This window comes from Dendronalium sp. ChiSLP03b, assembly GCF_034531165.2.
GTDB lineage: Bacteria > Cyanobacteriota > Cyanobacteriia > Cyanobacteriales > Nostocaceae > Dendronalium > Dendronalium minutum.
The window spans coordinates 123,394-143,083 of sequence record NZ_JAVRBR020000042.1 but is presented as its reverse complement, the minus strand read 5'-3'; the positions used below and the strand labels follow the sequence as shown (position 1 = coordinate 143,083).

Sequence of the window (19,690 nt, the reverse complement as noted above, 5' to 3'; positions counted from 1 at the left end):
TTATGATTAACAAACCTCTGATTTCTTGCATCATCATCTTCTTTAATGCTGGTGAGAAGTTTTTTGTGGAAGCAATAGAAAGCGTATTTGCCCAGACTTATGAAAACTGGGAACTATTACTAGTAGATGATGGCTCTACCGATGTTAGTACAAACATTGCTCTAAGCTACACACAAAAATCTCCTGAAAAAGTTCGTTACTTAGAACACAAAGGACATCAAAATCGCGGCATGAGTGCAACTCGCAACTTAGGTATCCGCCACGCCAAAGGCGAATATATTACCTTTTTAGATGCCGATGATATCTGGATACCGCAAACTTTAGAGGAACAAGCCGCTATTTTAGATTCCCATCCTGAAGCTGCTATGGTTTATGGGCCAATTCAGTGGTGGTATAGCTGGACTGGAAATCCTCAAGATATGAAACGTGACTTTTTAGACATCCCTATTGTGACTATGAAGGACTTTAGAGTACAAATTGATACTAAAATCCAGCCACCAATGCTGTTCCTGCTCTCATTAAAAATGAAAATTTGCATATCAGGAATGTTAGTACGCCGTCAGGTAATAGAAAAAGTCGGTGGCTTTGAAGAGACATTCCGGGGTCTATATGAAGATCAAGTTTTTTCCACCAAGGTTTGTCTGCAATTCCCTGTATTCGTAGCCAGTAAGTTTTGGTATAAATATAGACAGCATCCTAATAGTTGTTGCCACACAGCAGCAGAGCAAAAAGGTAAAGAATACGCTGCGCGTCTCAATTTCTTAAACTGGTTAGAACAGTATTTAATTGTACAGGGTATCAAAGACGGCAAACTATGGGGGGCATTCAGAAAGGAAAAACTATTAGTTGTTCATCCAATTTTGTACTTTTTATTTCATAAGACTAGGTATCTCAAGTGGAAAATTAAAAAACTTAGTGAGTTACAAACACTTCTGACAAAGAGAGCCATTAAATTTGTCTATTCCTACAAATTACTCAGTTTGAATAGAAATGAGACGAAATGAGTTCGTTGATTTCCGATAATGTCACCTTCATTAATATTCAAAGAATGTGGAGATTCAAATCCATCACGAAGAATGTTCTGCAATAGTTCTGTAAATACATAGGCTAGGGTAGACCACCAAATTATAGATTTGGTGTGGCATTTCACCATATAGATAAACTTTGCCCGCTCCCATAAGAAACAAGGTAATGCAGAGATGGGCTTACGTTCATCGGCGTTACATAAATACAGGATGAATTAACTAAATATAGGTATTTGTCTATACTTCAAACAATGAAGTAGTAAACGAACTGAGTGTTTAAGCATATCTACGACTTCATCTGGATACCCTTTTGGTGGATTGTAGGCATCTATAAATTGGCGACTACAATCAACACAAATGTGATGAGTGTTTACCTCGACGCTTACCATTCTTTCTAATCCTGCTGGACTCGCAGTATGGACAATGCACAGTAGATGACCTCAATTCATCCCTCTATTATGCAATGCCCGTTCATCTCCAAACCTGATAAAAATATTTGTTTTTAAGGAACTTCAAAATTATGCATTTTATTGTCACTGGTGGAGCCGGCTTTATCGGCTCACATCTGACAGAACAGCTTTTGTCAGATGGTCATCATGTCACTGTAGTTGATAACCTATCGACAGGTAAATTACAAAACTTACTTAATCATCCTCATCTCAAACTACTGATAAAAGATATCTCCAGATGTCAACCCCAGGATTTTACCGAGCAAATTGATGGACTTGCCCATTTGGCAGCTACCCCATCAGTTACTCAATCTTGGCTGCAACCACTAAAGGCTCATCATAATAATCTTTCTGCAATGATCGCTGTAATTCAACTTTGCCAGGCCTTAAATATTCCTAGACTAGTTTTTGCCAGTTCGGCAGCTGTGTATGGCAATCCGACGCAACTACCAATTTCAGAAAATCAACAGACTTACCCCATTTCTCCCTATGGTTTACAAAAACTGGTGTGCGAACAATACGCTAAATTATTCGCCAAACAATTAGGTTTCTCATTTGTAGGATTGCGCTTATTTAATGTATTTGGCCCTAGACAACAACCTAATTCCCAATACTCTGGTGTAATTTCTATTTTTGTGAATGCCATGCAGCAAGGTTTACCTATAACTATTTATGGAGATGGTACTCAAACACGAGATTTTATATATGTTAAAGATGTGGCAAATGGATTTACCAAAGCTTTAACTACTCCCCTCAAATCTGGAGCTTCTATAATTTGTAACTTAGGTAATGGGAAAAATACTTCTTTGATTAAACTAGTTGATATTCTCAAAACTTGTTTTTCTAAGCACCAATCAGCAATTAATTTTATGCCTGCTCGTCCAGGAGATATCCAGCATTCACAAGCTGATATCTCAAACGCATGTTCAATATTAAACTTTAAACCTCAGTGGTCGCTCAAATCAGGTCTAGAATTTTTCATTGAAGTACCTAATATAGCTGCTGTAGTGGGTCATTTGCCACGCTTATAGCCATTGCTAAAAACAGGAAATTCTTATCCAGCAAATCTTTTGTCGATTTTCAAATAGTCTTATTCATGACATTTGACCCAGTAATAGTCCAGGGCAAACGCATCTAAATCAGGACTTACGCAACTGTCACAAGCAATGGCGCGGTGTAACCGCGGCGTGCGCCTAAACAACTACGCGATAAACATGGGAACAGCCGGACGTTTTAGTTGCTGAACTAAATAATTTGATAACAATCCATGCTAATTTGATAGATTGTTTGGCCAGTTTTATAAGCTAAATCTTTGAGTCTAAGCCAGATTAAAATAGCACAGGCAATGTGATTTCTTTGAATACGACCCTTACGGCATTGGCATGATTCAATGCCAGTCAATTGTTTTAATTCAAAGGTGTTATCCCTCTTTTGTTACTTTAGGGAAAGAAAAATAGAGAGAAGATTAACTAGCAATAGAGAAAGGAATCGGAGAAGCTCGAAAACCATTCATCAATTCAATTAACTTAAGGAAACAGCGTCTCATCCCAGGAATGTTGAATACATCTAACCAAGGTAACAGCAAATGGTAGAAGATATAAGGCTGAACAATTAGTCTCAAGTTATTCAGGGAACTTTTCCATGTCATGCCCGCTTCCCACTCCCGATGTTGACTAAATTCAGTAGTTGATGCATTGATGAATGAAGAGGAATCAGTGCTAGAATTTGGAAGATTTTCAGCTACCAGTTTCTCAGCTTCTAATTGGAAATAAGTCGCCGGAATGCTAACTAAAAGATAAGCACTAAAAATTATCTCCCACCAGCGCTCAATGCTTTCATAGTCTGTTAGGCGAAAATCAGCCCAGCCCAGTTCATTCTTGACTTGTTTGAAGCCATATTCAATCCAGTTTCTCAAACTATAAAGTTGAGCAACATTAAGTTGAATATCAACAGATAAATTAGTCATAACGTACCAGCTTTCATCCCCTGTAGGGTCAGGAACATGACTTTTACTGATTTGGTAATATCTCAAGCGACGACGTTGACCAAAGATGATTTCTCTGAGATAGCGAGTTTCTGTTTGACGATGTGAAAGCTTTTGCTCATAGGCTTTCGATCTGTTATAACGCTTCCGACTTCCGGCTGGCATCAACACACCATGATTAGAACGAATTGCCACGATAAATTCTAGGTTTAATTTTTCTAATACTCTGATAACATCTCCACTCTCTCCATAAAGGCTATCTGCCAATACCAACTTGATTTTAAAACCCATCTCTTGTATCTCTTGAATTATTTCCACCGCTATTTGTGGTTTCGTTTTATATTTATCTCCTGATTGCAGTCGATTTTTCGGTTTAAAAATTTGAAAAATTAATGGATAAGTAATCCCATCCACTACACCATAAGCATTAACTGACACTATTCCATTCTCGGTTTTGCCTAAATTCCCTATATACTGACGAGTTACATAGTCTGTAGATTTTCCCTTTTTCTTATCTCCTGTTTCGTCAATACACAAAATTATTTCTCTTTCTCCAATAAACATTTTTGTTAGCCAAATGCGACATTTTATCTTAGTTTTCTGTGCCTACACTTTTATTCTTTGGCATCAGATGACTGGAGGTTTAAGACGAAGGTGGGACTCGAAACCTTTGAACAGTTTTACTGAAGCTTTAGAAGCCTTCCGAACAGCTATGTCTTTCCGCTTTTTTGATTGGCTTACTCTTAATCGTGACGTATTTGCTGCTTACAAAGCCAGTTTGGGCTACATTTGGACCTAATTTTTGTCTAAGTCCCGATAAGAAAAAAAGCGGTTGATCTGAACGAGAATTGGCAATTAATTCGGCTGCAAAGCCAGAGATGATGTTAAAGCCGAGTTTTGCTATGCCTACAGAAAAATATCCCGTTAGCCAAGCTAGCAATGGTTTTGCTCCATAAGGTAGTAACGATCCTCCAACAGCCAATGGGCCAAGATAAGCCGACAGCAGCATTGTCAACTCTATTCCCCATTGATATGCCCCAGAAAGACCCACCAAAATATTGGTGATGTTCTCAGCTACCACCGAACCCACAAATGCGCTGAAGGGCGACAACAGTACCTGAATCGGGTTCGCCCCTGATTGAATTGCTTGTTGTGGAGCGCTGATTATCCTGTCTATCCTGTCTATTAGCCAAGCAAACGGCCCCTTCGCTCCAAAATAAGATGGGTATTGACTAGATAATGTTTGCTTCGCCTGCTCCAAACACTCTACTGTTTCTTGCGGACTTTAAAGAAGATGTGCGACAAGCTTCAATTTCCCTGCCGATCACCGCACGGACTGCTGCTACTCCGATTGCTTTTGAGTATGCTGCTCTTAAATCTACCCCGCCAGCTGTCCTTGTCAGTACGTAGGTATTAACGTTATTTATATAATCTTTGATTGCAACTGTATTTTTTCCTAACAGTTGACCATCGTTAAACAATAAAGCAGAAATCAGTAATGGCCAGATAAACGAACTAAAAGCTCTTTGCTCTTCATTATTCAATACTTGTTTTGTCCACTCTAGGATATAAAACCCCAGAGTTGCGATCGCAAATAGCGTACCGACATCACAAAGAGAGCCGTAAAGTTGCCCTCCAAGCTTCACTACGTAAGAAGAGCTTTATTGGTTCAATATTGCAATTGTTCTCAATTTCTTTTAATTCTCTTTGTCTTAAATAATCATTGCTAAACGAACCAAAATGAATTGTTAAGAACCCACATTCCGCACCAGAACTGTCACAAAAGAAATGAGGCGTAAATTTTGGGGCTAGTTTTTGACTCAAGACCAAACTGTGAAGGATGAAAAGTTAAAAATTAAGCCGGAGTGAGGAGTAAAATAAATCAGGATAAAAAATCGGGCAGAAAAAAGTAGAGGTACTATCACTGAGTAACTCAAAAAAATTGATAAAAATTATGCTCGATTAAAATGAAAATCAAATTAACAAATAGTAGCGACGACAAGCATTAGGAAAGAATTGTAATATCGATAATCTTTCATTAGAGAGGTTTGAGATTTGTGACACCCCATTAATAATTAATAAATGAATACCTTGAAAACATTGAAATATCCATCTGAGAGTGGGGTGGTGTGTGAGTTTACCTAATTGGTTTTTTATTTTTTGATTTTGAGCTAATAAATTTTCACGAAAATACACGAGAGTTTTAGCAAAAGTTTTTGTATCTGATTGATTTCCTGATGCTGCTTTCAAAAATATGGGTATATCCCCATCACTGCTACAAATTAACTCTATAATAAATTGTTTTAAATCTGGTCTATGATCTCGTGAATAACCATAGGTGATGTTTATTGGTTGTGGTGCTACCTCTAAAAGTACAGTTTCATTCTCTGTTGTTGCAATTTTCTCAAACGCTACTTCGGGTAATCCAGTTTTATATTCTCCATGTAGGTGCAGTGAAGAAGAATCTAAGTGTAGCGATGATAAATCCACTCCATATTTTTTTACTGCTGCTAACGCTATCAAAGTGAAGATTCCAGTTAATCCTTTTAAATATAATTGGTCTAATACTCTTCCTAATCTATCGTCATTTAAATATTCTGGTAATACTCCTTCACCTACTAATTGTTCACAGGCATAACTTTCCATATATTTAGGAAACATATATAATGTTCCTGATACAAAACCTAACCCATTTAGTATCATTGCTTTGACCGCCTGACCCGCACTCACCTTTGATTGTGGGTGCTGTCCGAGTATTTTATTTATTTGGTCTACCAGCCCTATTTCATCGATAATTCCTGCTACTATCCCCAGGTGATCTAGATTTTTTACTTCAATCGCAGAGGGCGAATTCATTTTCACACTATATTCCATCAACTATTTTTAGCTTTTCATGATGGAAGCTTATGGAGTGCTAATTTTATTTATTTTTTGACTTCTACCCTGATTCTGGCTACTAACTTTGCTCTTGAAGGTTAATTGTCTCAATTGTTACCAATATTCTGGATTTACTTACTGCTTTCTCTGTGTACCACTTTTGGGTGCGGAATGTGGGATAAATCATAGAGCCAAGCAAGGTCAGTATCCAGTTGAGCGTTTTATGTTTAATTAAGTTGACTTACTTAACTGGCACAGTCAAGAGTCTCAAACCATTGGGCATAATTTCTAAAAGCTTCATCAATTAAATCAACAAATGCTTCACCAATAGCTTGGTTATGAAGGCCTGGAAGTTGAATTAGTTTTTTGAAGTGACGGCGTAGATGAGCCAAACATTTCTGCTGGTCAGCCACCGCATAGCCATTGTAAACACTAAAATCATCACTGCTGATTACCCCTGTATATTCAGCCCCTAAAATGGCTTCCAGTTCGGCTCTGGAACGAGTGTCAGCCGCAATAAACAGGCAAAACTCAGAATTGGCAACTACCCACAACCATTCTTTAACTCCCTTGACAGACCAAGGTGTTTCATCCACATGAATGTTAGGTTGTGTCTGTTTTACCCAATTACTTAACTCACTAATGCTTGGTTGAATCGCTTTTTGAATTCGTTCATTGGTGGTGACTAAAGTTCCCAGTCCAATTTCAATTTGACCCAACTCCCACAACATTTCTTGCTGTTTTTCATAGGGCATATGTGCATAATTATTTGCCCATCCTAAAAATGCCTGTAAACAGATTCCTAAATCTTGTCCTGGGATGATATCTTGTGGCCAAGAGGCTGTTTGTATATTGCCGCAGTACTCACACTGGCACGTCTGGCGTTGATACTCAACTACTTCTATTGGACGTTCCACTAATTGCGCTACACAGTGCTTTTCTACTTTTACTGCTAGGGGTGCAAATGCTTTTTGACCACAACAGACACAATTAAGAGGACGTAAAATTTTATAGCGATCTACTCTGCCAAAGCCCTTACGGGTTTTCCCCTGATGTCCTGGTTGCCCACCTGGTTTGTTTTTTGGCTGATTTGATTCCTCTTGGGGAGGAGCTTTTTGGTTTTCACTTTTTTTGTGAATGTCTCCAGATGGTGGCTTTGATGAAGTTTTACTATCTAAATCTCTACTGACTTTTAGACGCTCTATTTCTTGCTGTAGTTCTAATATTGTTTTCTGTAATTCACGTATTACCTTGCTCTGCTCAATAATTATCTCTACCAGTTTTTCTTTCGGTAACTGGTTCAAGCTTTCCGGGTCTAAATCTTGAGGCAGGGTTTGGTTCATATTTGTGATACTGCCCCTCTAGTGTTCCCTTTGTCAATACTCTGCTACCTGAATCCTTACAAAAAAAACTAGAAAGTTTGACACTTTATAACCAGGAGGTGCAAAGTTATGTCTGAAGAAACTACGATCGCAAAGTATTTAATGGTCTAAGAACCAACATAGTTTCAATCGTTTAACATTACACAGGCTTGTTTATAAACTGTTGTTGCATGTAATAAAACCTGACTACGCCATCTTAGATCGGAGGGCGAAAACACCTCTAGCAATCGCTGCTTGGAGGGAGCAAACAAGTTTCTCTGTCCATAGTGATGCTGTCGATTTTCGTTGCGTAACGCAGCTAAAACACGGAGCATATTATAAGTGCCAAACTCGCACGTAATCCCATCGTAGCGGACACCCCCAAGGCGTTGAGTCAGAGCGCTGGTAAAGCCACCACGAACAAGGTAGCCACCGCGATCGTAACGGCTTTTTAAATTAGAGCCAAACGCACGCTGCGCTCGTGCAACTTGCTCTGGATTAGACTCTCCTTCAAGTAATAAAGATATCTCGCCAAACTTACCGAGACCGCTGTGCAGGTCAATGTGTACAATTCTCTCGCGGTGACTCAGCGTCTTGTCGAGAAATAATAATAGTCGAGACATCGCAGGCTGTAACGATTTACCACCAAAGAATAAACCTTGGGGATATTCATATTGCCCAGTCACCACAGCATTTTTCACGTTTTCGTAGCCATGTTGAAGCACTGCTCCTATGACTTGCAATAAAAAGAAATCCCTTTTCGGTGGCGAAGGTGAATTCAGCAGAGGGTCAAGAATATTATAAGTGGGATGTGCGCCTTGATACTCTTTTTCTTCTGCGAGAAAGTTACGATTCAGGTCTATGTTTGCGCTATCCACGCGTCGTAGATTTGCCATTCCCCAAGGGTTGAGTACATGCAGCCAAAGCGTAGAGATTTCAGGGTTAAGAGACAACAAATAAAGTTGAGCAGCGCTACCAGAAAATCCCTCAATCCCATGGAGTCCGCTGCTAAAGACAAGGACGTGAGGAGACTGGGGATTTCCCGACCAAGCCCAGTCGATAGTCAGACCATCACTGACTTCTATAGCTCCGCGTTCTAATAAATGCGTTGTTTTTTGGAAACGTTCTTGAGCTTGGGCGTAGTCTTGAGAAAACCAAGAGTCTATATCATTCATTTAACTCACATTTGCTTGTGATAGTTTTGCACTTTCACTATGTTTATACAAGCGATCGTGAATTGTTTGGCATAATGCGATCGCCCCACTTGTACTGACAATATGCCTTAGTACTGGGCGATCGCCATTAAATTCACTAATTAGCAAACAATTGCGGCGATGTGCATCAATACCAGACCCAGCTAAGAACTTGACAGCATCAAAAAAACCGCAAGTAACTACAAGCATTGGCACTTTTTGGTCTTCGATTAAAATAACAGGAATATTTGCTAGTTGTAGCTTAAGTTTTGCAATCTCGAAATCTCGTTTTGACGCAAACTCTAAGACAATTGACCGAGGATCGAGTATAGCTGCCTTTGATATCTGACCATTACCGATTACTGTTCCCATGCGATAATCATCCCGATTATGCCGACACACGATTTGCACTCCTTTATCTTTGGCAAGTTGTACTGATTTATAGTGCAAGACTTTTGCCCCGCTGAGTGAAAAGTTAATCGCGGTGTCAAAAGATACAGCTTCAAGAAGTCTGGCGTTTTGGATGAGATTCGGATCGGCGCTGTAAATGCCATTGACATCAGAAAAAATCTCGCAACTTTCAAGTTCAAGTGTTGCCGTTAGAATTACAGCAGTAAAGTCAGAACTGTTTCTACCAAGGAAAGTGGGACGGTTGTGTTCATCGACTGCTTGACCACCAGGAACTACTACAATATCAACTTCTCTAAGTGCTTGTTTTAAAACTGCTCCATCAATTTTTTGGATCGAAGCATGAGAGAAGTTGGAGTCTGTAACAATACCTAGTTGATAGCCAGACAGTACTTTCACAGAAATACCTGTCGCCTCAACTGCTAAACACAGCAGATTTGCCCCGATGGTGTCAGCAAGTGGCAGAAGTGAGTCAAGGGCTTCTGGTGATGGATTTGTGTTGACTTCCAAAGCAAGTTTATGAAACTCATCTGTCAAACCAGCCATCGCACTAACTACTACTACAAGCTTCTGGCTATCTTGTTCAAGTCGAGATTTGAGGAATGCTGCAATGGTATTGAAATCAGCACTACGTTGAAAGGTTGATCCACCGAACTTGAGGACGCGGATTTGCATTTCAAATCACCTGCCTTTGGATCATCTCTTCAGCGATTTGGATGGCGTTCAAAGCTGCACCGATGCGAAGATTGTCGGAAACTAGCCAAAACCATCCAGCTTTGAGATTATTGGGGTCAATTCTGATTCGACCAACATGGATATGGTCGGGATTATCAATAGTTCGCGGTGTTGGATAACCTTGCGTAGCTTCATCGTCGTAAACTGTCACTTCTGGAGCATGACGGAGCAATTCAACGATATGATTGCGATCTAAGTCGCGATCGCATTCAAAATAAACTGCTTCTGAGTGGCAATTAATAACTGGCACTCTGACACAAGTTGCAGAAACGTCTAAGTCAGGACGGTTGAGTATCTTCCGCGACTCCTGAAGCATTTTTTGCTCCTCCAAAGTGAAGTGATTATCAAGAAGCACATCAATGCTAGGAATGAGATTGAAAGCCAAAGCCACAGGAAAGCGCTTTGCTTCTGGTGGTTCCAATGGAGTTTTGATAATTTGTAAAGAACCATTTTTGAGTTCTTCAATACCCGTGACACCTCGACCAGAAGCAGATTGATATGTACTAACAATTACCCGCCTCACGCGATAGCTTTGTTCAATTGGCTCCAAAAGCCGTACTAACGGAATTGTCGAGCAATTTGGATTAGCAATAATCCCGCTCTTAGGTCGCTCTCCTAATAGATGACGATTTACCTGCGGTACAACAAGTGGTGTATCGGGATGCATCCGAAACGCATTGGTGTTGTCAATCACAAGTGCGCCTTGCTCTACTGCCTTGCTGACCCACTCACGACTAATAGGCGTTCCAGCGGCAAAAAAGGCAATATCAACACCTGTAAAGTTAAAGTCCGCCAAATCGCAAACTTCATAATCGCGTCCGTTTACAGTTAAGCAACGACCGACTGAGTGCGATGACGCAACTAAATGTAAATTGGAATACTCAAAAGAGCGCTCCTCAAACAGCGATAAGAAAGTCGTGCCGACGATACCTGTCGCTCCGACAATTGCGACGGTAGGTTTTTTCTGAATAATTGGCATGAGTTTTCTCCACAAAAAATTTGCAGTACATAAGATTTTAGGTTCGGCATCTACAGTTTTTGATTAGTTCACATCTTTGAAATCAAGTTACTTGGAAATAATGACCAGTTTAAATTTACTGCAAGGCTCGCAAGTACGATGAGTGCAACGCCGACTCCTTGTATTGGCTCTAGGATATGCCTATAGATGACATAATCGCTAAACATTGCACTAGCTGGATTTGCAAAGGTGAGAACTGCGATCGCTGGTGTCGCGAGCTTTTGGTAGGATGAATACATCAAAATGTATACAATACCAGTGTGAATTACACCTAACCTCAGTAAGTAGTACCAGTGGTTACCAAAGAGAGGAACTTTTTCAAGAGATGTGAAAGGTAGAAGCAAAAATACTCCCAGGGTCAAATGAATTAGGACGATGAGGTGAGGACGCACGCCCTCAAGACACTTGACAAGGAGTGTAGTTAGAGCATAAAAGATAGCTGCGAGTAGGGCAAATAATATACCGAGAATATAAAAACTGTCGATTGAAACCATCGTCAACCGAAGTTTAGTAACCAGCACTAATCCTAGAAATGCGATCGCAATCCAGCCGATTTTGTTTTTAGAAATAGTAGTTTTAAATATTAAGCTACTTAATATGACCACAAAAAAAGGTTGGGTATGATAAACTGTTGTCCCTAATGCGATTGAGATTAGTGAGAAAGATTTGAAAATCAATGCCCAATTTAAAATCAGTGATATACCACTGAGTAGAGCCAGTGTTAGTAGTCGTAAATTTAAATTGTGTTGCTGAAAATATCCTTTAAAATAGCAGAATAAACTTAAGAAAATCGCTCCGAATATACAGCGGTAAAATACAACATTAAAAACTGTTTGATGCGACTCTTTAAAAAACACACCAACTGTTCCCGACACCAGCATAGCAACGGTCAGTTCAACAGTCCCAGTATAAAAACTTTCCTTGTTCATATTTAAAGAAAGAATATTTTTATTTTACTTGTACCCCCAAACCTGAAATAATCTAGCAAAGACTATAATACTTTGTTGGCTTTCAACAAATTGACTTAGCTCTGCCAACAGAGAATCTATTTCTTTTTGTGAAGCCAGTTTCTCTGAAACAATTGCTTCTTTAATATTAAGTAGTGTTAGTTGAGGAATTATTTTTTCTGAGAGTTTTGTAAATATTGGTTGTACTAAATTAACTCGAACATTTTTAAACCCTGAATCTTTAAGAATTTTAGGAACCTTAGCTCCTAAATCGACGTTTCCACCTCTACGGTCAATCACTTGGCGGTGTAGTTCCAAGTATCTTGTAAAAGCCTGAGATTCTGGATAACAGTAATATCCAGAAAAATCTGTTTCTTCAACTATAGCTACTCCTCCAGGTTTCAAAGCATGATACATTTTTGTAGTTACTATTCCGGGATTCGTTAAATGCGCTAGTAAGAAGCGAGAATAAATCAAATCGTATTGCGAAACTTCATCAATATCAAAAGCATTTAATGCCCTAAATTCAATATTGGGAAACTGCTCTTGAAATTCTTCTTGAACCAACTGGATAATACTACTATCCATATCGATGCCAATGACTTTACCTTTTTCACCTATTAATTTAGCTATCTCTATAGTTACGTCACCACCTCCACATCCCACGTCAAGACAGTGCATTCCTTCGCTGATTCCAATGTCTTTTAAAAGGTTGAGTGTAGTTTTTTGAACAATTTCTGCTAGGATTTTAAGGCGGTCTTTACCCTTTTTCCCTCCAGAAATCACATAATTACTTTTCATGGTATTGTCCTCTATTCTCTGCGTAAAAAAATATCAGATGAATATTAATTTTTAACTTGAAAATGCAAAACCATACATTTGAGTTTTATTAACATCATTCATTTGGCGTGTGTCTAGTTGAGTAAAACCAAACTTCTTATAAAGACTATGACCTTGGGTAAATTGAGTAAAAGACCATAGCTCTATATGATTTTTCCCTTGTTTTTGTGCCCAGTTAACCGCAGTTTTAAGCAATTGGTAGCCGAAACCAAGACCTCGAAAATTACGTTTAAGATAAAGCCTGACAATTTCTGCTTCTGAAGATTCGATTATTTTGACACCTACAGTCCCAATAATTTCTTCTTTAACTAATAAAACAAAGAAAGTAGCAGATTTTTGATTGTATATTCTCTCAAAATCTAAAATATCTGGTATTTCTTGAGAAACTTCAAATATCAGACCATGCTCAATGTAAACCTCGCGCATAATATTGATTATGCTAGGAACATCATTATGAGTGGCTAAACGGATTTGGGAATTAAAAGTTGTTTTTGCTGACATAGGTAGCTATGCTCGTCTTCATTTTTTTGGGGAAACAAGTTTATTAAAGTTAAAATCAGACCTTTTGACTGACAACAGAGCAAGCAGATTTATCCGTAGAATCAATCCAAGTTGCGCTGAAAGCGCACCAAAGGTGCGACCTAAAATCCAAAATCTAAAATTGGATGACTGAGCAACTTGAGGTTAAGAAAAGCTTCGAGTCCTTCAGTTCCACCTTCATATCCATACCCACTATCCTTAACACCTCCCACTGGTGCATTAGGAGGCACTCCACTTAGTTGATTGATACCAACACTACCTACCTCTAAAGCTTTAGCGGCGGCTTCTGCTACTGTAGGCGAACTGCTAAACACATAAGCTGCAAGTCCATAAGGATTACTATTTGCTTGATGAATTACTTCATCAAAGTCAGCAAAAGGTGCGATGGGGATGACTGGGCCGAATGGTTCCTCATTCATAATGGCTGCATCGTCTGGAACTTCAGTAAGTACTGTAGGCAAAAAGAAATATCCTAGTCTTGGCAGCCTTTTTCCTCCAGTCACTACACGTCCGCCTTTAGCTACTACATCAGCAACTAAGCGTTCCATTGCTGCTATCCGACGGGGGTTTGCCAATGGCCCCATGTCAGTATTCTCGTCCATGCCATCACCAACGCGAATATTTCGTACAAGTTCTGTGAACCGTTTGAGGAATGGTTCATAGAGGGTTTCATGCACATAAATTCGGCTAGGTGCATTGCAACTTTGACCGGAGCCTTTAAACTTGTAAGCAGCGATCGCATCGGCGGCAGCATCAACATCTGCATCTGCAAAAATAATCGCTGGTGCATGACCGCCAAGTTCAAGAGTGCAGCGTACTAAATTGTCTGTGGCTAGCTTTGCCAGTTGTTTGCCGACTGCTGTCGAACCAGTAAAAGAAAGCTTCCTGATAATTGGCGAAGCAAGAAGGTGTTGAGAAATCGCTGGCGGATCGCCAAAAACCAAATTGATTACGCCAGGCGGCAACCCGGCATCAATTAATGCCGTTGCGATCGCTACAGCCGAACTTGGTGTTTCTTCCGCAGCTTTGAGAATTATTGTACAACCAGCAGCAAGTGCTGGTGCTATTTTTCGAGCAGAAACAACCGCTGGATAGTTCCACGGTGTAAAGGCAGCCACAACACCAATGGGTTCGGGTACGATAAACCTGCGATAGTCGCTCTCAGGAATACTACGGGACTCTAAAATTCGTTCTGCTTCCTTCGCATTCCATGCAATGGTTTCAGCTGCTCGGATCAATTCTTGGCGAGATTCCCTGAGTGGTTTACCTTGTTCGCAGGTAAGCAAGAGTGCGGCAGCATCAACACGTTCGTAGAGTAATGTTGCTGCTCGCTCTAGTATCTTTACACGAGTACTTACTGGTGTATCACGCCAAGTTAGAAAGCTTTTTTTGGCAGCGGCGAGAGCTAGATCGAGATCGGTTTGACTTGCATAAGCTACCCGTCCTATTACTTGTTCGTTAGCTGGATCGATTAATTCGCCAAAGCAATTATCGCTGCCATTACACCAGTTGCCGTCAATTAATAAACTAAATTCTTGATTCATAGCTGAATTCTATATTCTGAATTCTGCATTCTTCAAATTACGATGTATAGCTATGGTCACATAGATTAGGACATCGTTGATTGCTCAAAGCCTTAAAGTAACTGGGTTTATACTCAGGACTCAGGACTCAGCACTTTGCTATATTACCTTGCTGCTGAAAGTGTTGCTGGCTTACCAACAAGTGCCTCTCCATTGCGACCCAGTACTTGGGTATCTGGGCAAAGCAGGATCAGAGCGTACTGAGTGTAAGGTGTCAAACCGATTCCTAAATGGAACACTCCGTTACTGCTACCATAGGTTTCGTTCATACCAAAATTCCCAGGTAGGAGTTCGTGAGCGGTATTAATGCCAAACCCCATTTCCCAAATAATCCGGTAACGCGAATCTAAGACGAACATATTATTGAGCATATCAACTGCTGGTTGAGCTTCTGGATGAGATGCCCGTAATTCTGTAATCAGACCGTCCTTAACGGTAGCAATGACTGCGCGATCGCGCATACACTCAAGCGCTTTGTAAATTCGCGTTTGGTCTTCAGGTAAAAAGGAAACTGCTCCTGAGTGGACTGTAGGTTGACCTTGCAATGCTATCTCGCCGTTTACTGCTAATCTGAGGTTGGCGTTAAATCGCATGATGTCATCGGGTAATGCGCTGAGTTCTCCTCCTGGGGCAATTTGCTGCTCTCCCCATTCGATAAATCCTGCCTGTTGGTTCCACTCATAGCTCTCATCTAGGTGTTCAAAGATTGCTCTAGTACCTTGAGTTTTATTTACAATTTCCAGGTACTCGCTATTCCTTCCCAAATCGAAGAAGCGATCGGCAAAGGCTTCTAGTTTTTCGGGATCGGTGCGCTCCATGATTCTCAAAAAATGCTGAATCGCTAATAATGGCGTTGGTGTGGAATTGCAAGGCATGACGACTAGCTTGCGCTGTGCCAGCTTTTCGGGTGCAGGAGATTCAAAGAAGTATTGGGGAGAAATGACAAGAATATGGGCTGGCTCAGGAATACTCTCGTCTAATAACTGTTCAAAAGCTCGCTCTGCATCATAATGCACAATCTTTGTAGAAGTATAGTCACTATCTTCTGCAATTTGGAACTGGTTTACTAAAGAAGAGTTGGTAACAAGGCAGAAATGAACATCTTTGCTAGACCCAAATTGACGAAGGCGTTGTGGACGAATGAGTATAGTTTCCATCTTGATAATAACCGTAAAGAGAAAATGTTGATTCTTGACAAAATTTACTCAAAAACAACCTGAAATACTATGTTTCGCAATCGGTATTATATCTGCATTCAAATTGACAAATGTATATAGTCAATTAATTATAATAATTTAATATTAAATCAATATAAATTCCTGACTACAAAAATAATATTTCCTGAATTAATAGGAGGGGTAAATCCCCCCTATTAATTTACTATTGCATTTAAACCGCATACTCTAAATAGAACTCGGATTTACAAAAATCCTGAATTCTTGAGGTTGATTGAAAACCTCTTGTAAATGCAATTAAAATGCTAATTGGCTAATCGAAAATATTAGCCTAACAATGTGCCGAGGTAACGACCATTCTTGTTTACTTTCTTCATGGTTATTTCTCCATTTTGGTTAACGTTTGCTATTGAGGGCTATTTCAAAACCCTAAGATACAACTTGAGCAGTAGTTAGCTAATCGAAAAATATTAGCCTAACAATGTGCCGAGGTAACGACCATTCTTGTTTACTTTCTTCATGGTTATTTCTCCATTTTGGTTAACGTTTGCTATTGAGGGCTATTTCAAAACCCTAAGATTTAACTTGAGCATTAGTTAGCTAATCGAAAAACATTAGCCTAACAATGTGCCAAGATAACGACCATTCTTGTTTACTTTCTTCATGGTTATTTACCAATTTCGGTTAACGTTCATCTGCTTGTACAAGCTAAATAGAACATACAACTATTTTCTTTAAAAAACAAGTGATAAATAAGATATTTTTTAATATTTTAAAATACATAAAAATCTAATTTTTAGACAACAAAAATAGAGCAACTTATCAATAGCAACAACAATGATTAATACGCTATATTGCATTGCCCAAGCAACAAAGAAAATATTTTTTATGTTTTTCAGCAATTAGTTGAAAAGTTCATTGATATCTCCAATTATTTGACAAGCAAAAACAATCTTTCAGCAATTATTTGTTGCTGAAATTTTTGTTTCTTTGAGAATTGAGAAAGTTTTATTGAGTTAATGCAGATATAGAGGAATTAAAATCCGCTAAAGCGTTTGCGAGCCTATCTTAATATCGACACTACTGGTGTCCAAGCTCGTAAACGTCGTTCTTGTCGCGATTGTATAGTCTCATCATCATAGTCCACAGTTACTGAATCTTGAGAGACTAAATGAGCGCACTCTAGGGCGTTGACATTGATAGTGGCAGACTGCTGCGTTTCATGCTGCATAAGAGCAGCAACATAAACGCCGCAGCAACCGCAAATTAGGAAGTCAGCTGTATGCATACCAAAGCGATAACGAATGACTTGCTCGGAATTCATCATTTGAATCTGCAAGTTTCCATTGGGGTCTGAGGTACTACGCGTGCCGTGTTTCCGACAGAAAGAACAAGCGCACGTCCGAACAGCTAATTGGTTTGGAGTTTTTGTGCTGTTAAATATAAGTTTGAGGTTGCCACAGTGACATCCACCTAGAAGTGGAAAGTGTTGACTATCCATCTAACTTTCATCCCTATACTTGCTCTCAGGAGCCTGCAATTCTCAACGAACGTAACTCGCCCCGTTGACATCAATAGTAGCGCCTGTTACATGACGTGCCAAATCTGAGGCCAGAAAAATCACGACGTTAGCAACATCTTCCGGCATTGCCATCTCCCCTAGTGGTGTCTGGGAGATAGCAGCTGACTCACCGTAGCTATCAAAGTACTCGGCGTTGAGTTCTGTACGAACAAATCCGGGAGCGATCGCATAGACTAGGATATTCTTATCGGCAAATCCACGCGCAATTGTCCGAGACAGAGCCAGCATTCCTCCTTTTGATGCCGCATAGTGCGTATAGTCAGGCAAATCACCCCGAAATCCTGCTCTGCTGGCAATATTAATAATCTTTCCACCACCTTGCTGTTTAAAGTGATGGATAGCCTCACGGCACAGGTACGCTGGAGCAACTAAATTAATATTGAGTGTACGTATCCACGAGGTATGCCAGTTCTCAAAATCACCTTCTATGGTGGCTTTTTCATACACTCCTGCATTGTTCACGAGTACGTCAATACCGTCTCGCCAGTCAGTTGCACGCTCCCAAAGATATGGGACAGCCTTAACATCAGCGAGATCGCCAACGACTATATGACAGTGGCCTGAGCCTAAATCAGCTTGTAGAGCAGTAAGTTGTTCTGCAAGTACATCATTAGCTACTACATAACCACCCGCAGCCACAACAGCGCGTGCAGATGCTTCGCCGATACCACGAGCTGCACCTGTAATTAGTACTACTTTTCCTTTGAGGTCAATCATAATTACCTTCCCAAAGTCTAGACAACATAGCTTGCAAAATAATTCATAATTCGTAGCGAATTCTCTGCGTGCCTTTGTGTTTACCCACCGAAGTTTGCTTGGAGGGAAACCCTCCTGGCAACTTCTCTCTGCATCCTCTGCGTTTAAACTTCAACCCTCAATTCGCCACGATTTTACGAATCAATAACTTGACTCATCTAGTAGCAGCAGTAGTGAGTTCAGGAGTACCAAGAAGCAGCTTTTTATCCTGTCCATATACCCGAATACCCGGACAAATCAAATCGAGATGGTACTGTGTGTAAGGTGTAAGACCAAGCCCAAAGTGCAACGCTCCTCTAGTACCACCGTAGACTTCGTTCATCGCATAATTACCCCACAATAAGTCGAGTGAGGTATTGATAGCAAAACCTAACTCCCAAATAGTCAAATACCGGGAATCAATAGCACCCATCACTTTGAGCATCTCTGCTGCTGGTTCTACATCCGGGTGAGTGGGATGCAAATCTGTTACAACGCCTTGTTCTACCTTGGCAATCAGCGCGTGATGCTTCATATGTCGTAACTGACTGAAAATGCGTGCTTGATCCTCGCGTAAAAAAGACGGCTCACCACTATGTAGAATCGGTAGTCCTCGAAATGCAATATCGCCATTGATTGCTAGGTAAAGATTGGGATTAAATTCCCAAATATCGGCAGGTAAAACACTGATTTCTCCTGATGGTGCAATCTGTTGTTCGCCCCACTCTAGAGGCCCAGCTTGCAAATTCCATTCGTATTTTTCATCAAGATGGTCAAAGATGGCGCGAGTGCCGTACTCTTCATCTACAATTTCCAAGCGATCGCTTTTTTGTCCTAACTCAAAAAAACGCTCGGCAAACTCTGCTTGAGCATAGGGATCGGTTCGCTCGATGACACCAAGAAAGTGTTTGATAGCTTCTAGTGATATTGGTGTGGAATTGCAAGCCATCGCCATCAACTTGCGCTTATCCCCCAATACCTCTGGATTTGGAGAACGGAAGAAACGATTTGGTGAAACTACAAAAACATGGGAGTTTTCCGGGATTTCATTTTGTAGTATTGTTTCAAATGACCCTTCCTGGTCATAGGTGACAGTTAGATAATCTGTATAAGAACCACTTTTCTCAATGGTGAAGCGATCGATAATATCTGTGTTAGTCACCAAGCAAAAAGTACAACCTTCTGACGGGCCAAACTGACGGTAAGAACCAGGTCTAATGCTAATAGGCTCCATAAAT

At 40.1% G+C, this 19,690-nt stretch carries 17 protein-coding genes and 3 pseudogenes; 3 read left to right on the top strand and 17 right to left on the bottom strand.

The window, feature by feature from the left end; genetic code table 11:
• Positions 1–2: 2 nt before the first annotated feature.
• Entirely contained in the window at positions 3–1,004 is a 1,002-nt protein-coding gene (locus RMY31_RS10570) for a glycosyltransferase family 2 protein (RefSeq protein WP_322661202.1), read from the top strand.
• Between the two features lie 311 nt (positions 1,005–1,315).
• On the opposite strand, the pseudogene RMY31_RS10565 reads toward RMY31_RS10570, so the two are convergent.
• Positions 1,316–1,454 (bottom strand): annotated as a pseudogene (locus tag RMY31_RS10565) (IS1 family transposase); the annotation flags it as partial.
• A gap of 91 nt (positions 1,455–1,545) precedes the next feature.
• Here RMY31_RS10565 and RMY31_RS10560 point away from each other — a divergent pair.
• Positions 1,546–2,505 (top strand): NAD-dependent epimerase/dehydratase family protein, encoded by a 960-nt coding sequence (locus RMY31_RS10560; protein ID WP_322661204.1) that lies wholly within the window; start codon positions 1,546–1,548, stop codon positions 2,503–2,505.
• A 434-nt stretch (positions 2,506–2,939) separates the two neighbouring features.
• On the opposite strand, the gene RMY31_RS10555 is transcribed toward RMY31_RS10560, so the two are convergent.
• Positions 2,940–4,022: an IS701 family transposase gene (locus tag RMY31_RS10555; RefSeq protein WP_322661206.1), complete on the bottom strand. Its 1,083-nt coding sequence runs from the start codon at positions 4,020–4,022 to the stop codon at positions 2,940–2,942.
• Between the two features lie 7 nt (positions 4,023–4,029).
• Between RMY31_RS10555 and RMY31_RS10550 the strand changes: the two are divergent.
• Positions 4,030–4,257, top strand: a pseudogene (locus tag RMY31_RS10550) (IS701 family transposase); the annotation flags it as partial.
• Here the strand turns inward: RMY31_RS10550 and RMY31_RS10545 are convergent.
• The 15 genes and pseudogenes from RMY31_RS10545 to RMY31_RS10475 all read right to left on the bottom strand — a co-directional run bounded on the left by RMY31_RS10545 (position 4,150) and on the right by RMY31_RS10475 (position 19,686).
• On the bottom strand, positions 4,150–4,719 hold the full coding sequence (locus RMY31_RS10545; protein ID WP_322661289.1) for a hypothetical protein: 570 nt from the start codon (positions 4,717–4,719) through the stop codon (positions 4,150–4,152). The pseudogene RMY31_RS10550 and the gene RMY31_RS10545 sit on opposite strands and share 108 nt — an antisense overlap.
• The gene (locus tag RMY31_RS10540) at positions 4,691–5,104 is read right to left on the bottom strand and encodes a hypothetical protein (protein ID WP_322661208.1); all 414 of its coding nucleotides are present in this window, start codon (positions 5,102–5,104) and stop codon (positions 4,691–4,693) included. Before RMY31_RS10540 ends, RMY31_RS10545 begins: the two co-directional genes overlap by 29 nt.
• A gap of 328 nt (positions 5,105–5,432) precedes the next feature.
• Positions 5,433–6,314 (bottom strand): IS1634 family transposase, encoded by an 882-nt coding sequence (locus RMY31_RS10535; RefSeq protein WP_409877832.1) that lies wholly within the window; start codon positions 6,312–6,314, stop codon positions 5,433–5,435.
• A gap of 269 nt (positions 6,315–6,583) precedes the next feature.
• Positions 6,584–7,678 (bottom strand): annotated as a pseudogene (tnpC, locus tag RMY31_RS10530) (IS66 family transposase); the annotation flags it as partial.
• 164 nt (positions 7,679–7,842) lie between these two features.
• A complete protein-coding gene (locus RMY31_RS10525) occupies positions 7,843–8,871 on the bottom strand; it encodes a DUF2817 domain-containing protein (protein WP_322661210.1) in 1,029 nt (342 codons plus the stop codon).
• On the bottom strand, positions 8,872–9,972 hold the full coding sequence (locus tag RMY31_RS10520; protein WP_322661212.1) for a hypothetical protein: 1,101 nt from the start codon (positions 9,970–9,972) through the stop codon (positions 8,872–8,874).
• Position 9,973: 1 nt separating this feature from the next.
• On the bottom strand, positions 9,974–11,011 hold the full coding sequence (locus tag RMY31_RS10515) for an aspartate-semialdehyde dehydrogenase (RefSeq protein ID WP_322661214.1): 1,038 nt from the start codon (positions 11,009–11,011) through the stop codon (positions 9,974–9,976).
• A 68-nt stretch (positions 11,012–11,079) separates the two neighbouring features.
• Positions 11,080–11,979 (bottom strand): DMT family transporter, encoded by a 900-nt coding sequence (locus RMY31_RS10510; RefSeq protein WP_322661216.1) that lies wholly within the window; start codon positions 11,977–11,979, stop codon positions 11,080–11,082.
• 24 nt (positions 11,980–12,003) lie between these two features.
• Positions 12,004–12,798 carry a methyltransferase domain-containing protein gene (locus RMY31_RS10505; protein WP_322661218.1) on the bottom strand — a complete coding sequence of 265 codons (795 nt, stop codon included), beginning with the start codon at positions 12,796–12,798 and terminating at the stop codon, positions 12,004–12,006.
• Positions 12,799–12,849: 51 nt separating this feature from the next.
• A complete protein-coding gene (locus tag RMY31_RS10500; RefSeq protein ID WP_322661220.1) occupies positions 12,850–13,338 on the bottom strand; it encodes a GNAT family N-acetyltransferase in 489 nt (162 codons plus the stop codon).
• Positions 13,339–13,478: 140 nt separating this feature from the next.
• Positions 13,479–14,921, bottom strand: coding sequence for an NAD-dependent succinate-semialdehyde dehydrogenase (locus RMY31_RS10495; RefSeq protein WP_322661221.1), 1,443 nt, complete (start codon positions 14,919–14,921; stop codon positions 13,479–13,481).
• 143 nt (positions 14,922–15,064) lie between these two features.
• Positions 15,065–16,117: a hypothetical protein gene (locus RMY31_RS10490; RefSeq protein WP_322661223.1), complete on the bottom strand. Its 1,053-nt coding sequence runs from the start codon at positions 16,115–16,117 to the stop codon at positions 15,065–15,067.
• Between the two features lie 1,081 nt (positions 16,118–17,198).
• Positions 17,199–17,636, bottom strand: a complete 438-nt coding sequence (locus RMY31_RS10485; RefSeq protein WP_322661225.1) for a hypothetical protein — start codon at positions 17,634–17,636, stop codon at positions 17,199–17,201.
• 42 nt (positions 17,637–17,678) lie between these two features.
• Complete coding sequence (locus RMY31_RS10480; RefSeq protein WP_322661227.1) at positions 17,679–18,434, bottom strand: SDR family oxidoreductase; 756 nt, start codon at positions 18,432–18,434, stop codon at positions 17,679–17,681.
• Between the two features lie 193 nt (positions 18,435–18,627).
• Complete coding sequence (locus RMY31_RS10475; protein ID WP_322661229.1) at positions 18,628–19,686, bottom strand: hypothetical protein; 1,059 nt, start codon at positions 19,684–19,686, stop codon at positions 18,628–18,630.
• Between the last annotated feature and the right edge of the window lie 4 nt (positions 19,687–19,690).